Below are 15,922 nucleotides of genomic sequence, written 5' to 3'. Positions count from 1 at the left end.
TCCTGGAATCGGAGACACGCATGACCGCGGCTGCTGAGTCGCCCACCTGCTTCATCATCGGCGAGGGCACCCTCGTCGTTCCCTGCGCCCAGGCGCTGCAAGAGCGGGGCGTCCGGATTCTCGGGCTCGTCACGCGCGAGCCTTCCCTCCAGAAATGGGCGGAGGAGCAGGCCATTCCCCACGTGCCGCCCGGGGAGCAGGTACTGCCCTTCCTGTCGAAGGCGCCCTTCGACTGGCTCTTCAGCATCGTCAACCTGAGCCTGGTGAAGGACGAGGTGCTGCGGCTGCCCCGCCGCATGGCCATCAACTTCCACGACGGTCCGCTGCCGCGCTACGCCGGCCTCAACGTCACGTCCTGGGCGCTGCTGCACCGCGAGCCCCAGCACGGCGTCACCTGGCACGAGATGACGTCGGGCGCGGACAAGGGCCGCATCCTCAAGCAGCGCCTCTTCGACGTCGCCCCCAACGAGACGGCCTTCAGCCTCAACGCGCGCTGCTACACGCTGGGCATGGAGACGTTCGCCGAGCTGGCCGAGGAGCTCGTCGAGGGCCGCGCCACGCCCGTCGAGCAGGACTTCTCCCAGCGCAGCTACTTCGGCATGGCGCAGCGCCCGGACGCGGCGTCGCTGCTGGACACCCACGGCGACGTGGAGGACGCGCGCGCGCTGGTGGCGGCGCTGGACTACGGCGGCTATCCCAACCCGCTCGCGTTCGCCAAGCTGTGGCTGGGCAGCGCGCCCGTCGCCATCTCCGAGTCGCGCCGCGTGGAGGAGGGCTCCGACTCCGCGCCGGGCACCATCGTCGCCATCGAGGGTGACGCGCTGACGCTGGCCTTCGGCGGCGGAGACCTCACGCTCAAGGGCCCCAAGGGCCTGTGCGGCGCGCCCCTGACGTGGGCGGACCTGCTGGGGCCTCGCGGGCTCGCGGTGGGCGACGTCCTCCCGGCGGCCCCCGCGGAGCTCCGCGCGCGGCTGTCCGAGGTGGGCCCCATCGCCGGCAAGGCGGAGGCGTTCTTCCTCCACCGGCTGGAGACGCTCGCGCCGCCGGACCTCCCGTTCCTGGGCGGCAGCTCGAAGGAGGAGGGGACGCACGCGCTGACGCTCTCCGCCAGTGACGTGGCCCCGGGCTGGGCCACGGACCTGCCGGCCGACGAGCGGCTGCTGTTCACCGCCGCCGCCTTCCTGTCGCGCCTGTCCCCGGAGCCGCGCTTCGACGTGGGCTTCAGCGACGCCGGCACGCGTGGTCGCATCCGGGACGTGGAGGGCTTCTTCGCCTCGCAGCTCCCGCTGCGCCTGGAGCTGCCCCTGCAGGACGCGCCGGAGCTGGCGGCCGCCGCCTTCCGCAAGGCGCTGACGCAGCTGCGCGACAAGGGCGCGCTCGCGAGGGACGTGCTCGGCCGCTCCCCGCAGCTGTCCGGCCTGCAGCGCCACGGCGGCGAGGTGGCCTACCCGGTCGCCCTGCGCATCGCGGGCGCCGGCGAGCCGGCCCACCTCGTCCCCGGCGCGGCCCTGACCGTCGCGGTGGACGCGGACGGAAGCCAGGCGCGCTTCGTCTTCGACGCCACGCGCGTGGAGAAGGGCCGCGTGGACGACGTGGCCCGCCAGCTCGCCGCGTTCCTCGCGTCGCTCAAGGAGGCCCCGAGCCGGCCTGTCGGCGCGCACGACCTGCTGGGCGCGGAGGAGCGGCTGCTGCTGGGCAAGTGGAACGACACCCGCCGCGACTTCCCGGCCGACGCCACCGTCCACTCGCTCTTCCAGACGCAGGCCCGCCGCACCCCGGACGCGGTCGCCCTGGTCTGCCGCGGCGCCACGCTGACCTACCGCGAGCTGGATGCGCGCAGCGACGTGCTCGCGCGCCACCTGCGCGGCGCCGGCGTGGGCCGGGACGTGCGCGTGGGCATCTTCATGGAGCGCTCGCTGGAGATGATGGTGGGCGTGCTGGCCACCCACAAGGCGGGCGGCTGCTACGTCCCTCTGGACCCGGCCTACCCGCCCGAGCGCATCGCCTTCATGGTGGAGGACGCGGGGTGCCACCTGGTGCTCACCCAGGAGCGGCTGCTCAAGCGCGTGCCCCCCGCCGCGAAGCAGGTCCTCGCGGTGGACGAGGCGTGGGAGCGAATCTCGGCCTCGGCGGACGTCCAGACGCCTCCGGGCGACGCCAGCAGCCTCGCGTACGTCATCTACACCTCGGGCAGCACCGGCAAGCCCAAGGGCGTGATGATTGAGCACCGCAACGTCGTGAACTTCGGCGTCGGCATGGACGAGCGGCTGGGCACCGAGCGCGGCACGTGGCTCGCCGTCACCAGCCTCAACTTCGACATCTCCGTGCTGGAGCTGCTGTGGACGCTCACCCGGGGCTTCACGGTGGTCATCCACGCGGAGCGGCACGGCGCCGCGCAGGAGGGCCAGCACGCCTCGCGCGCCATGGACTTCAGCCTCTTCTACTTCTCCAGCGACGAGGGGGAGCGGCCCGAGGGGCGCTACGATTTGCTGATGGACAGCGTGCGCTTCGCGGACACCCACGGCTTCAAGGCCGTCTGGACGCCGGAGCGGCACTTCCACGCGTTCGGCGGCCTGTTCCCGAACCCGGCCCTCACCTCGGCCGCGCTCGCGGCGATTACGCGCAACGTGCACCTGCGCGCGGGCAGCCTCGTGTCGCCCCTGCACCCGACGCTGCGCATCGCCGAGGACTGGTCCGTGGTGGACAACATCTCCCACGGCCGCGTGGGCGTGTCCTTCGCGGCGGGCTGGCAGCCCAATGACTTCGCGCTGAAGCCGGAGAACTTCCCGGACCGCAAGAAGGTCATGTTCCAGCAGATTGAAGACGTGCGCCGGCTGTGGCGCGGCGAGACTCTGGAGGCGAAGAGCGGCTCGGGCCAGACGGTGAAGCTGAAGACGCTTCCCCGGCCGGTGCAGAAGGAGCTGCCCATCTGGGTCACCACCGCCGGCAACCCGGAGACCTTCGAGGAGGCGGCGCGCGCGGGCTGCCACGTGCTCACGCACCTCCTGGGCCAGTCTCCCGAGGAGGTGGCGCAGAAGATCGCCATCTACCGCGAGGCGTGGGCCAAGGCGGGCCACCCGGGCAAGGGCACCGTGACGCTGATGCTGCACACCTTCGTCGGTGACTCGGAGGCCGCCGTGAAGGAGGTCGTCCGCGGCCCGATGAAGTCGTACCTCAAGTCCTCGGTGAGCCTCATCAAGGAGGCGGCCTGGAGCTTCCCGGCGTTCAAGGCGCAGACCACCCTGGCCAACGGGAACTTCGGCACCGACAACCTCTCCCCCGAGGAGATGGACGCGCTGCTGGACTTCTCCTTCGAGCGCTACTTCCAGACGTCCGGCCTCTTCGGCAGCGTGGAGAACTGCGTTGCCTTCGTGGACAGGATGAAGGGCATCGACGTGGACGAGGTGGCCTGCCTCGTGGACTTCGGCGTCCCCACGGAGCTGGTGATGAAGCACCTGCCGCTCCTGGCCCAGGTGCTCCAGCGCTCCAACGCCAGCGTCGGGGTGAAGCCCGCCGCCGGCGAGGTGGAGGTGGACGGCTCGGTCCCCGCGCTGATGGAGCGCCACCAGGTGACGCACCTGCAGTGCACGCCGTCCCAGGCGAGCATGCTGCTGGCCGAGGAGCGCGCGCGTGAGGGCCTCAAGCGCCTGAAGAAGATGATGGTGGGCGGCGAGGCCTTCCCCGTGCCGCTGGCGCGCCAGCTGTCGGAGACGGTCTCCGGCGACGTCATCAACATGTACGGGCCGACGGAGACGACCATCTGGTCCTCCACGTACCCGGTGAAGAACGTGGGAGACGGGGTGCCCATCGGCACGCCCATCGCCAACACGCAGCTGTACGTGCTGGACGCCCAGAAGCGCCCGCTGCCCATCGGCGCCACGGGGGAGCTGTACATCGGCGGCGCGGGCGTGGTGCGCGGCTACCACCAGCGGCCGGAGCTGGACCGCGAGCGCTTCGTGGCGGACCCGTTCTCGAAGCAGCCGGGCGCGCGGATGTACCGCACGGGTGACGCCGCGCGCTGGCGGCAGGACGGCCTGGTGGAGTTCATCGGCCGCCTGGACCACCAGGTGAAGGTGCGCGGCTTCCGCATCGAGCTGGGCGAAATCGAGTCCCGGCTCGGTGAGCACCCCGCGGTGCGCGAGACAGTCGTCGTCGTCCGCGAGGACACGCCGGGCGACAAGCGGCTGGTGGCCTACCTCATCGCGAAGCCGGGCGAGCCGCCCGCGGCCGACGCGCTGCGCGACTTCCTGCGCGCGCGGCTGCCGGAGTACATGGTGCCGGCCGCCTTCGTCACGCTGACCACCTTCCCCCAGACGCCCAACAAGAAGGTGGACCGCAAGGCCCTGCCGCCCCCCGAGGCGGCCCAGGCGCGCGCCGTCTTCACCAACCCCGAGAGCGAGACGGAGACGCTCCTGGCCGGCATCTGGCAGGACGTCCTCAAGCTCGACAAGGTGGGCGTGGAGGACAAGTTCGTGGACCTCGGCGGCCACTCGCTGCTGATGGTCCAGGTGCTCGACAAGCTGAAGGCCAAGGTGGACAAGCCGCTGACGCTGGTGGACCTGTTCCGCTACCCCACCATCCGCGCCCTCTCCAACTTCCTCTCCGGCGACAGCGGTGAGGAGGAGGCCCTCAAGGAAGTCGCCGCGCGCGGTGAGGCGCGAGCGGCCGCCCGGCGGAACCTGCAGCGCCGCCGCCGGTAGGCGTCGCGCGCTAGGCATCCCGCTGGGAAGAGGCCCCAGGTTCTTCGCGGACCTGGGGCTTCGTGCTTTCGGACGCCTTCCCGCACCGGTGCCAGCCCAGCGCCAGGGCGACGAGCAGCGAGGGGAGCGTCAAGAGGTCGGTGACGTCCACCACGTGCTCGACGGGGAGCACGGACGGAACCCGGTGGCCCTGGGCCAGCGCCCAGACGCACCGGAAGGGCCACTGCAGCAGGCCCAGCGACCACTGCCAGGCCCCGCCCGCGAGCGCCGACGTCTTCACCGCGGTGAAGCACAGCCCCGTCAGGACGACACACGCCACCAGCACCGCGCGCGAGGCCTGGAACCGCCGCCCGCCGCGCGTGGCCGCCACCTCCCAGAGGGCCTGGAGCAGCAGCGGGAACATCACGAGCCCCGCCAGGTCGGACAGCTTTCCCGTCCACCAGGACGGCCAGCGGGCCTTCAGGACGTGGTCGTTGAGGATGAGCAGCCCCACCGCGCCGAGCACCACCGGGTGCAGCAGGGCACTGCCGGGAAAGGGCTCGGGGGCTCGGCTCATGGCGCGCGCCTTCGAGCAACCCGTGTGCCATGGACGCCCCGACGGACGCACGCGGCGGTGCAGTGTGAAACCGTGACTTTCATGTCAGTCCACCTATTGCCTCCTCCGGGGGGCGGGTCCAGAGTGCCGCGCCCATGAGCAAGTCCACCGCCGAGTTCGACGTCATCGTGTGGGGTGCCACCGGCTTCACCGGGCGCCTCGTGGCCGAGTACCTCGCCCGCAACCAGGACGCCCACCGTGTCCGGTGGGCCCTGGCGGGGAGGGACCGGACGAAGCTGGAGGAGGTGCGCCGGGGCCTGGCCACGCTGGCGCCCGGGAGCGCGGAGCTGCCGCTGCTGGTGGCGGATGCGCGGGACGCGGCGTCGCTGGATGCCCTGGTGTCGCGCACGCGAGTCGTCTGCACCACCGTGGGCCCCTACGCGCGCCACGGCAGCGAGCTGGTGGCGGCGTGCGTGCGCGCCCGCACGGACTACGTGGACCTGACGGGCGAGGTGCAGTGGATGCGGCGCATGATTGACGCCCACCACGAGCAGGCCCGGGCCAGCGGCGCGCGCATCGTCCACACCTGCGGCTTCGACTCGATTCCGTCGGACCTGGGCGTGCTGATGATGCAGGAGCACATGCGCGAGAAGCACGGCGGGCACCTGGGCTCCGTGCGCCTCTACATGGGCCCCATGCGCGCGGGGGCCAGCGGCGGCACGGTGGCCAGCATGCTGCAGGCCGTGGACGAGATGGCGAAGGACCCGTCGGTGCGGCGAATCCTCGCCAACCCGCACGCGCTGGACCCGGACCCGAAGCAGCGCGGTGGCGCCGACGAGCGCGACTCCATGCGCGTGCGCTACAGCGAGGAGGCGGGCCAGTGGACGGGGCCTTTCGTCATGGCCATGGTGAACTCGCGCGTGGTGCGGCGCAGCCATGCGCTGCTCGGCTACCCGTGGGGACGCGACTTCCGCTACACGGAGGTGGCTGGCTACGGCCCGGGGCCCAGGGGGCTGGCGCGCGCCGCGAGCATGACGGCGGGCCTGGGCGGCTTCCTCGGGCTGGTGTCGGTGAAGCCGCTGCGCAAGCTGCTGGAGACGAAGGTGCTGCCGGCGCCCGGCGAGGGGCCCTCGCCGGAGCAGCGCGAGAAGGGCTTCTTCGTGGCGCGCCTGCTGGGTGAGGGGAAGTCGCCGCGCACGGGGCGCGAGGTGCGGCTGAAGGGCAAGGTGGCGGCGCAGGGGGACCCGGGCTACGCGGCCACCTCTCGCATGCTCGCCGAGGCGGCCCTGTGCCTCGCCTCCGACAAGGTGCCGGTCCAGGGCGGGGTGCTCACTCCGGCCTCGTCCATGGGCATGCTGCTGGTGGAGCGGCTGCGCAAGGCCGGCATGACGTTCGACGTGGAAGAACAGGCCACGTGAGCGGCCGGCCGCTCCCTTCGTCCTCGGCAGAAGTCTCCGCTGTGACGATGTTTCCCCAGATACCGGGGGAATGTGATGTCGCGATTCGTCGTGGGGCGGCTGGCCCTGGGCCTGCTCGGGCTCGTCCTGCTGCTGCCGGGGTGTACCGGGAGGGATGAGGCGGGGGACCCGCCCACGGTCGGGCAGACGACCGCTTCCGTGCAGGGGGAGGCGTCTCGTGAGCCGCAGCGCTCCGGGCCGCCCATCCGCATCGCGATGAGCGCGGCCTTCGTGTCCGAGTCGGGCACCGGCGTCTACGCGAAGCTCGCCGACTGGCTGGCGCGGGAGCTTGGCCGGCAGGTCGAGTTCGTGAGCGGCTTCTCGTACGGCACCATCGACGAGATGATCGACGACGGCGCCGTGGACGTGGGCTTCATCTGCGGCTACCCCTACGTGCTCAAGCACGACCGGCCCGAGCCCGTCGTCGACGTGCTCGCCGCTCCGGTGGTGAAGTCCCCCCGCTACAAGGACCAGCCCCTCTACTTCTCCGACCTCATCGTCCGGGAGGGCAGCCGCTTCCAGCGGTTCGAGGACCTCGAGGGCGCGACGCTCGTCTACAACGAGGAGAAGTCGAACTCCGGCTACAACATGCCCCGCTCCTTCCTCATCGAGCGTGGGCTCACGAAGGGCTTCTTCGGCAAGGTCATCCGGTCCGGCTCGCATGAGGAGTCCATCCGCATGGTGGCGGAGGGAGAGGCCGATGCGAGCTTCGTCGACAGCCTGGTGCTCGACTACGACCGGGAGAAGGGCCTCGGCTCCGCCGGCCAGGTCCGCGTGCTGATGTCGCTGGGACCCGAGGCCATTCCCCCGGTGGTGGTCTCCACGCAGATGGCTCCCGAGCTGCGGGAGCGCATGCGCGCCGCGCTGACCCACATGCACGAGGACCCGGAGGGCCGCCGGATTCTCGATGAGGCGCTGCTCAGCCGCTTCGCGCCCGTGGAGGACGCCCACTACGATGGAATCCGGCGGCGCCATGCGCTCGCACAGCGGACCGGGTTCATGAGCCTCAGGTGAGGAACGCCATGCGGTTCGGGGGAGACCTGGCACGCCTGCGGTCCGGACTGATGTTGCGGATTGGCCTGCTGCTCTCCCTGTTCCTGCTGTTCCTGGGGGCGTCGCAAGGCCTCATGGCGGAGGTGGCCCGCGCCAAGCGCGCGGATGCCGCGATGCTCAACGTCGCGGGCTCGCTCCGGATGCTGGCCGAGCGGTACACGCGCGAGACGAACCTGGCCCTGGTGGGGCTGTCCCAGCGGGACTGGCCCCTCCTCATGGAGGAGCGCTCGGCGGCGCAGCAGACCGTCCGCCTGTTCCACGAGCGCGTGCGGGCTCTGCTCATGGGAGGCACGGTGGAGCTGGGCGGCCAGCCCGTCACGATTCCCGCGATGCAGGCCGAGGAGCTCCACGGGCCGCTGAGGAACATCGAGGAGGGCTTCCGTGAGCTGGAGCACGCGGGCGTCATGGCGCTCCGCGCGGAGCGCAGCGAGCTGACGAACAACCCGCACATCGACCGCATCCAGGAGAAGTCCGCCGAGCTCGTCGAGCAGACCGACGAGTACGTGGCCCTGCTCCAGCGGGGAAGCGACCAGACGCTGGGGCGGCTGCGCTGGCTGCAGGGTGGGACGCTGCTGGCGGGCCTGGGGCTGTTCGCCGTGCTCCTCCTGTTCGTGTACCACCGCGTGGTCGTGCCGCTCGACGCGTCGGTGCGGGCCGTCCGGCGCAGCGAGCAGATGCACCGGGCCCTGTTCGAGGGCGCGCTCGTGGGGCTGTGGCAGGTGTCCGCGGGCCGGTTCGCCCGCGCCAACCGGCTGGCGGCGGACCTGTTCGGCAAGACAGCGCCGGCCGCGCTCGAGGGGAAGACCCTGGACGACGTGCTCGGCGGGGCGGCGGCTCCGCTCCGCGAGCGGCTTGCCGGCGGCGGCGTGGTCGAGGAGTACGAGCTCGAGCTGGCCGACGGGAAGGGCGGACTGCGCTGCCTGGCGCTGTCGGCATGCCTGGACGCGGAGCGGGACCTGCTCGAGGGCACGGTGGTCGACATCACCCCCCGCAGGCGGGCCGAGGCGGCGCTGCGCAAGACGCAGGCGCGGCTGCTCGAGTCGGCACACCGTGCGGGCCAGCTCCAGATTGTCAGCTCGCTCGTGGAGTACTCGCAGGCCCTCATCTTCGTGAAGGACACGCGGGGGCGGTACCTGACCGTCAACCGCAGGCTCGTGGAGCTGCTCGGGGCAGGCGAGCGACGGGAGCTGATTGGCCGGACCGACGCGGACCTCTTCCCGCCGGAGCTGGCGGAGCACTTCCTCGAGTCGGACCGCCAGGTGATGGAGGCGGATGCCACCTGTGACTACGAGCAGGTCTACCCCGGGGCCGACGGTCCACACACCTACCTGGTGCAGAAGTTCCCGCTGAGGGACACGACGGGCGCCATCCATGCGGTGTGTGGAATCGCCACCGACATCACCGAGCGCAAGCACGCCGAAGAGTCGCTGCGGCTGCTGTCGGACACCAGCCGCCGGCTGGCTTCCTCGTTGGACTTCGAGGTGACACTCGACACGGTGGCGCACCTGCTGGTGCCCGCGCTGGCGCGGACGTGCGTGCTCCTGGTCCAGGAGCCCGGTGACGGTGACGCCCCCCGCTGGCGGCAGGTGGTCGCTGACGCCGAGGCGTGCCGGGAGCGGCGCCAGCGGGCGCTGGAGCAGGAGGTCTCCCCCGAGCAGCTCTCGCGGTGGCTCGCGGCGGTGCGGGATGCGAGCGGCGCGTGTACTCCCGTCAGGGACTCCCCGCCGCAAGCCCCTCCCGCCTGGGTGACGCCGCTGCGCGTCAGGGGCGAGGTGCTGGGCCTGTACGTGCTCTTCCCGGAGCCCGGACGCGGGCCCTATTCCGAGGCGGAGCTCGCGCTCATCGAGGAGGTCTCCCAGCGCGGAGGACTGGCCATCGACGCGGCGAGGCTCTACCGCCGCTCGCGCGAGGCAACCCAGGCGCGGGAGGAGTTCCTCTCCATCGCCTCCCACGAGCTGAAGACGCCGCTCACGTCGCTCAAGCTGCACCTGCAGTCCCTGGAGCGCGAGGCGCGGCGTCCCCGGCCGGGGACGGAGTCCGTGCGAATCACCCGGCTGCTCCACCTGGCGGACCGCCAGCTGAACCGGCTGCGGGAGCACATCGACAACCTGCTCGACGTGTCGCGCATCCTCACCGGGCGGATGGAGCTGCACTTCGGGGACGTGGAGCTGTCGGAGGTGGTGGGGGAGGTGCTCGCGGGGCTCAACGAGGAGCTCAGCCGGGGCCGCATCCCCGTCCAGTTCGAGCATGACGGGCCCATCCATGCGCGGTGGGACCGTCCCCGCATCGAGCAGGTGGTCTCGAACCTGGTGGGAAACGCCATCAAGTATGGCGAGCAGAAGCCGGTGCGCGTGTCCGCGCGGGCCCAGGCGGGCCGGGTGTGGCTGAGGGTGCAGGACCAGGGGCCGGGCATCGCTCCCAAGGACCGGGAGCGCATCTTCCAGGTGTTCGAGCGCGCGGTGCGAGGGACGAACATCTCCGGCTTCGGCCTGGGGCTCTACGTCACGCGGCAGATCGTCCAGGCGCATGGGGGCACCATCCAGGTGGAGGACACGCCCGGCGGAGGCACGACCTTCGTCGTCGAGCTGCCCGTCGACCCGGAGTCACCAGCGGAGCCGGTGGGCACGCGGCATCCACCGGGGCTGGAGGCGGGCGCGGAGAGCCAGGCGATGTGCTGAGGGGAGGCCCCCCTCCGCAGTCGGGAGGCTCGCGCTATGCTGTGGCGCTCATGATCTGCCCAGCCTGTGCGCGGCTCCGCGCTGATGAATCGGGTGCCCCGTGCCCCGAGTGCGGCGGTGCCCTTGTCTCCCCCTCGGAGGCGCACCTGGAGGCGCTCGTCCAGGCCACGCTGAAACGGAACCTCCAGCGCTGGCACTCCGATGGGCTCCTCGATGGCGCCACGGCGGCCCGGCTGGAGGCGTCGCTCGGTGCGGCAGCGGAAGGGCCCGAGCCCGTGCCGCCCGAGCCCGCGACGCCCGCTCCGGCGGACTCCGCGCTCCGCCTGGAGGCCTGGGCGGATGAGGTGGCCGAGTCACTGCGCCGGGCGGCGGGGTGGCGGCCAGGCTGGGGCTCGCAGCTCGCCCGCTCTCTGGAAGAGACGGCGCAGGCGGAGCGGGAGCAGGCGGCACGTCGCCGCGAGGCGCGGGGCTCCCGGGGAGAGGGCAGCGAGGACGACCTCGGCTCCGCGCTGGGCTCGGGGCAGGCGCTCTTCTCTCAGGGACAGACGGGGGCGCTCGGCGGCGGGCTGGAGGCCGTGGTCGCGCTCGATGACGTGCAGGCGGGCTCGCCCCGGCTCCACGAGTACATCTGGTGGTTCCTCGGCGCGGTGCTGGTGCTCGGCGGCTCGCTGATGGGCGTGCGCGAGGCGTGGCGGGCCCTGGGCGGCGTGCCCCGGCAGCTCCTCGTCACGGGCGCGCTCTTCGGCTACCACGCGGCCTTCATCGGGCTGGGGGTGTTCCTGTCCCGGCGCTCGCTGTCGGCCGGCCGGGTGCTGGCCGGCATCGGCGTCGCGCTGCTGCCGGTGGTGTTCGTCGCGCTGTCCGCGCTGGTGGCGCTGTCACCCATGCTCGGGGGCGCCGTGGCGCTCGGCGTCGCGGGGCTGGGGCTGCTGCCCCTGAGGGCGGCGGGGAGGCTGCTGCACGGGACGTCGGTGGCGTCGCTCGCGGTGGCGCTGTGGCCCTCGCTCCTGGCCGGGCTTCCCCTGATGGGCTTCGAGGAGGCGCCCTGGCTGCGCGCGCTCTGTGCGTCCGCGGGCGTGGTGGCGCTCGGCGCCTCGGTGTGGCGGGCCCGGACGGCGAAGGAGAAGGCCCCGCTCGCCCCGCTCGTCAGCGCGGGCGCGGCGCTGTACGGGGCGCTCTGCCTGGCCCTCTTCTGCGTGGCCAGCGCACCCGGCGGCTTCGATGCCCTGGAGCCGGGCAATGCCCTGTTCACGGGCATGGCCGCGTGGGCGATGGCGCTCGCGGCGGTGGTGGCCTTCGCGGCGACGTCCGACTCCGTGCGGGAGGCGTATCCGCGCGCGGGCGCGGTGGTGGAGACCCTGGCGCACGCGATGGTGGCCAGCGGCGCGCTCGCGGGCGCCCTGGGCGCGTTCTCGGCCGTCCCCGGCGAGGACACGTGGGTGGACCTCGGGACGGCGCTCGCGCCCGCCGCGGCCGCGCTGGTCTTCTTCGTGCTGGAGCCCCGGCGCCGGGCGCTCGTCCATCTGGGCGTCATCGCCGCGATGCTGGCCGGCGTGCTGGGCGCACGCACGCTGGCGCCGGGTGAGCCGGCCTGGTGGGTCTTCGGCTCCGCGGCGGTGTCCGCCGGGTTGTTGCTGGTCGCCCGGGTGACCGCGGCTCCCGGCCCGCGCGCCCGGCTGCTGGCGTGGGGCGTCGTCGGCTCGCTGCTGGCGATGCCCGCCGTCCTGGTGGACTGGGGCGGGGTGGTGGCCGAGGTGTGGCCGAAGGTCTCCACGGGGCTGCTCATCGCGCTGGCCGCGCACGTGGCGGGAGGCTGGAAGTGGCGGGGCCTCCATTACGTGGCGGGCCTCGCCGCGCTCTTCGGTGGGCTCGTGTTCGTGTCGGGGATGCCCGCGCTGTCCGGCAGTGCGTCGAGCCTCGCCGTCTTCGCGCTGGCGGGAGCGCTCTACGGGCTCGCCGGGCTCGCGCAGGACGCCTGGGCCCGCCGCACCGGGCGGAGCGACGACCTGCTGCCCCTGGATGACCTGTCGCTGGTGATGGCTTCGCTCGGCGTGGTGCTGGCCGTGGGCGTCATGCCGGCACTGCCCGGGGCGCTCGTTGCCTTCGGGCTGCAGGGCGTGCTGCTCGCCTGCGCGCCGACGGCGGTGGCGACGGGCGTGTTGCTGCTGCGGGTGCGGAGGGATGCGAGCACGCTGGTGGGCTTCCTCGCGGCCTGTGGGCTCGCGCTCGTCGTGTCCCAGGTGACCGGCACCGTCTCCGACTTCACGTCGCCGCGAGCCGCCCTCGTCGCCGCATCGCTGATGCTCGGCTTCGTCGCCTTCGCGGCGCTGCGGGGCCCGCGTCCCGAGCCGGCCGTGCCGCCCGCGGCCGCTTCGCCCCTCCTCCGGGGACGGAAGGTGCTCGGCGCTCTCCGTCTGCCGTTCTCGCCGCGGGGCCTGCCGCTGTTCACGGAGGGCTTCGCCGTGGTGGCGCTCGTGCAGGCCGTCATCGCCACCGGGACGCTCGTCCAGTGGATTCCCGTGCCTGTCGACGCCGAGCGCCCGGGCTTCCTGCTCGCGGGCGGGCTGCTCACGGCCGGCGCGCTCGGGGTCTTCGTGTCGCGCGGCTTCGTGTCGTGGCGCCTGCGCGGCTCGGTGGTGACGCTGGCCGCCAGCGGCGGGTTCATCGCGCTCACCGCCATCATCAACCGCGCGGGCCGCCCACTGCCGCCCGACGTCACGGCGTGGCGGACGCCGCTCATCGGCCTGGCGCTCTGGGGTGTGGCCCTGGCGACGCGGCGCTTCGGGCCCGCGCTCGGCCGGCTGCTGGAGAACCCCCGTCACGGCCCCCTCTACCATGCGGTGCCGCATGTGGGCGTGGCGGCCCTGGGGCTGGTCCTCCTGCGGGGCGCGGTGAGCGTCGGCATGCCGGACCCGTCGCGGGCGCTGGGCGTGGTGCCGCCGCTCCTGCTCTTGGGCGCGGCGCTGCTCGCGCTGCTGCTGGCGTACTCCTTCCGCTCGGTGTGGCTCGTCCACGCGGGGCTGGTGCTGGGGTTGCCGGGCGCCGCGCTCTGGGCGGCCCGGCAGTCGCTGCTCGGCCCGGGCCTGGTCGCGCTGCTGCCTCCCGACGGGCAGTGGGTGTACGCCGAGGCGGTCCGTCACTGGGGCTCGGCACTCGACTGGCTCCAGCCGGAGGCGTGGCTCACCCTCGGGGACTCGGTGTTCCTGCTGTGGCAGCGCGCGCTCGCGGGTGTCGCGGCGGCGGGGCTCGTCTACGCGGGCGCGGTCTTCGGCCTGCCGTATGAGCCGCTGCGGCAGGCGCTGCGCCGCCAGGCCGTCACGGCCTTGTGGCTGGTCTGCGCCGCGGCGTTCTTCCAGCCGGGGGTGACCTCGGCGGCGCTCGTGTTCGCCACGGGCGCGCTGCTGTTCCTGGGAGGTGCCCAGAGGCAGGGGCGCGGTGCCCTGGGCGTCGGGGGGCTCCTGCTCGTCCATGCCTTCGCGCACCGGAGCCCCGTCTTCGAGTCCTGGCCGGGGCCGCTCCTCGCGGCCGCGGGGCTCGCGGTGGTGGTGCTGGCCCCATGGGTGGCGCGGCGGCGGGGCGCGGATGTGGGCGAGGCGCGGGTGCGCGGGCATCGGGCCGCGCTGCTCTGCCTGACGGTGGCGACGGTGTACGCGCTGGCGGTGGGTGGGGACACCTCTTCGGTGATGGCCGTCCCGAACCTCGTCGCGAAGATGTTCACCGGACTGGGTGGCGATTGGATGGTCTCCGCCGCGCTCCCGGTGACGCTGGCCCTCTTCGCCACGGCGCTGTTCGTGGCGGCATTCCAGTGGAAGGGCGCATTCGCGGGCTTCGTCGCAGGGTGGGGCTCGGGGGTGGCGGGCAGTGCCGTCGTCTCCGCGCTCATGGCGGCCATCGCGCATCGCGCGCTCCAGAGCGGTTCGTGGGTCTCGTACGCGGACCTGCTCACCGTGCACGGGGCGGCGCTGGCCCTGGCCGCCGCGGGCAGTGCCCTGGCCCTGCACGTGGGCCAGCAGGTGACGCGGGGCCGCCGGAGCGACGTGGCGGGCGGGCTGGGGGGAGGACGGGACTCGTGGCTGGTGGTGACCGGAGTGCTGCTCGCCGTGGTGGCGGTGGGAGGCCAGGCCCTGGAGGGGGCGCTTCCGCTGGCCATCTCCGCCATTGGCGTGGCGGTGCTGGTGTCGCTGCACTGCGCCTGGCGCGAGCACACGGGCCGGCACGTCTACTACGTGCAGGTGGCGGTGGTGGGCGTCTACGCGCTGGTGCGCGGCCTGTACGCGCCGGGGCTGCGGCGCGAGCACGATGCGCTCTTCGCGCTGGCGCTGGGCTTCGTGCTGGTGGGCGTGACGGTGCTGGCGCGCCGGGCCGGCGTGCAGCCGGTGGAGGCGGCGACGCGACGGTTCGCTGCGCTGCTGCCGGTGGGGGTGGCGCTGGTGTTGCCCGGGGACGCGACGGGAGAGGCGGCGCTGCTCGCGGGTGGCTCGGGGCTGCTGTACGCGGCGCTGGGCGCGGTGGAGCGCAGCCGGATGTTCGGTGCGTTCTCGGCGGCGGCGTGCAACCTGGCGCTGCTCATCGCCGCCCTTGCGTACGGCCTGGAGGGGCTGGAGGTGTACCTGGCGCCGCTCGGCCTGTTGCTGCTGATGCTGGGGCAGCTCTTCACGTCGAGCCTGCCGCATGCGGCGCGCAATGCCGTGCGCATCCTCGGCGGCCTGCTGCTGTATGTGCCCGCGGCCGCGAAGCTGACGATGCGGGTGGGTGCCTCCGAGGACGGGACGTACGCGCTCGTCTTCGGCGGCGTCTGCCTGCTGGGCGTGGCGGTGGGGATGGCGCTCCAGATTCGCGCCTACCTGGCGCTGGGGACGCTCTTCCTCACGCTGGACGTGGTGGCGAACCTGCTCGACGCCGGACTGAGGGACCACCGCATCGGCTTCCTGGTGATGACGCTCACCGGGCTCTCCATCGTGGGCGCGCGGGTCCTCGCTACCTTGCGACGTCAGGAATTGGACCTTCTCGTGCAGCGCGTGCGCGTCCAGCTCCGTGGTTGGGATTGACCCTCACCGGAGGCCGAGGAGAGCACCCGATTTCTTACCGGTTCTTGCAGCTACTCCGCGCGGTGTTTCCGCCAAGTGCTTGGAACTGCTTGGGTTTGTCCACGTCTCAGGGTCGGCACGCGCCCTGCTATGGATACGGGCAGCAGGACGGGGCGGTTCGGTGGGGCGGCGGGCAGGACGGGCGGGACGGGGCGGCGGGCAGCACGGGTGGTGGCGGGTTGGGGCAGTAAGGGCGGCGGGCAGGTCGGGGCAGTACGGGCGGCGGGTTGGTCGGGGCAGCACGGGGCAGTACGGCGGAGCGGGTAGCAAGGGCGGCGGGTCGGGCGGGGTAGCACGGGGCAGCACGGCGGGATCGGGCAGCAAGGGCGGCGGGTAGGGCGGGGCAGCACGGGGCAGTACGGCGGATCGGGGTAGCAAGGGCGGCGGGTCGGGCGGGCAGCAAGGGCGGCGG

The 15,922-nt window shown here is 73.0% G+C and carries 6 protein-coding genes; 5 read left to right on the top strand and 1 reads right to left on the bottom strand.

The window, feature by feature from the left end; translation table 11 throughout:
- Window positions 1-20 precede the first annotated feature (20 nt).
- A complete protein-coding gene (locus LXT23_RS12825; RefSeq protein ID WP_253980450.1) occupies window positions 21-4,700 on the top strand; it encodes a MupA/Atu3671 family FMN-dependent luciferase-like monooxygenase in 4,680 nt (1,559 codons plus the stop codon).
- Window positions 4,701-4,710: 10 nt separating this feature from the next.
- Here the strand turns inward: LXT23_RS12825 and LXT23_RS12820 are convergent, their stop codons facing one another.
- Window positions 4,711-5,256 carry a hypothetical protein gene (locus LXT23_RS12820; RefSeq protein ID WP_253980449.1) on the bottom strand — a complete coding sequence of 182 codons (546 nt, stop codon included), beginning with the start codon at window positions 5,254-5,256 and terminating at the stop codon, window positions 4,711-4,713.
- A gap of 134 nt (window positions 5,257-5,390) precedes the next feature.
- Here LXT23_RS12820 and LXT23_RS12815 point away from each other — a divergent pair, with 134 nt between their 5' ends.
- The 4 genes from LXT23_RS12815 to LXT23_RS12800 all read left to right on the top strand — a co-directional run bounded on the left by LXT23_RS12815 (window position 5,391) and on the right by LXT23_RS12800 (window position 15,471).
- Window positions 5,391-6,653, top strand: a complete 1,263-nt coding sequence (locus LXT23_RS12815; RefSeq protein WP_253980448.1) for a saccharopine dehydrogenase family protein — start codon at window positions 5,391-5,393, stop codon at window positions 6,651-6,653.
- Window positions 6,654-6,728: 75 nt separating this feature from the next.
- Window positions 6,729-7,706 (top strand): phosphate/phosphite/phosphonate ABC transporter substrate-binding protein, encoded by a 978-nt coding sequence (gene phnD, locus LXT23_RS12810; protein ID WP_253980447.1) that lies wholly within the window; start codon window positions 6,729-6,731, stop codon window positions 7,704-7,706.
- 8 nt (window positions 7,707-7,714) lie between these two features.
- Window positions 7,715-10,423 carry an ATP-binding protein gene (locus LXT23_RS12805; protein ID WP_253980446.1) on the top strand — a complete coding sequence of 903 codons (2,709 nt, stop codon included), beginning with the start codon at window positions 7,715-7,717 and terminating at the stop codon, window positions 10,421-10,423.
- 50 nt (window positions 10,424-10,473) lie between these two features.
- On the top strand, window positions 10,474-15,471 hold the full coding sequence (locus LXT23_RS12800) for a DUF3488 domain-containing protein (protein WP_253980445.1): 4,998 nt from the start codon (window positions 10,474-10,476) through the stop codon (window positions 15,469-15,471).
- Window positions 15,472-15,922: the final 451 nt, after the last annotated feature.

It is taken from the genome of Pyxidicoccus xibeiensis (assembly GCF_024198175.1).
Classification (GTDB): domain Bacteria; phylum Myxococcota; class Myxococcia; order Myxococcales; family Myxococcaceae; genus Myxococcus; species Myxococcus xibeiensis.
Note: the sequence above shows the minus strand (reverse complement) of the source record. Positions and strands in the feature narration are given on the sequence as shown.

Excerpts from the sequence above, each read along its gene's own strand:
- LXT23_RS12825 (WP_253980450.1), top strand. The coding sequence starts at position 21 with ATGACCGCGGCTGCTGAGTCGCCCACCTGCTTCATCATCGGCGAGGGC.
- LXT23_RS12820 (WP_253980449.1), bottom strand. The coding sequence starts at position 5,256 with ATGAGCCGAGCCCCCGAGCCCTTTCCCGGCAGTGCCCTGCTGCACCCG.
- LXT23_RS12815 (WP_253980448.1), top strand. The coding sequence starts at position 5,391 with ATGAGCAAGTCCACCGCCGAGTTCGACGTCATCGTGTGGGGTGCCACC.
- phnD (WP_253980447.1), top strand. The coding sequence starts at position 6,729 with ATGTCGCGATTCGTCGTGGGGCGGCTGGCCCTGGGCCTGCTCGGGCTC.
- LXT23_RS12805 (WP_253980446.1), top strand. The coding sequence starts at position 7,715 with ATGCGGTTCGGGGGAGACCTGGCACGCCTGCGGTCCGGACTGATGTTG.
- LXT23_RS12800 (WP_253980445.1), top strand. The coding sequence starts at position 10,474 with ATGATCTGCCCAGCCTGTGCGCGGCTCCGCGCTGATGAATCGGGTGCC.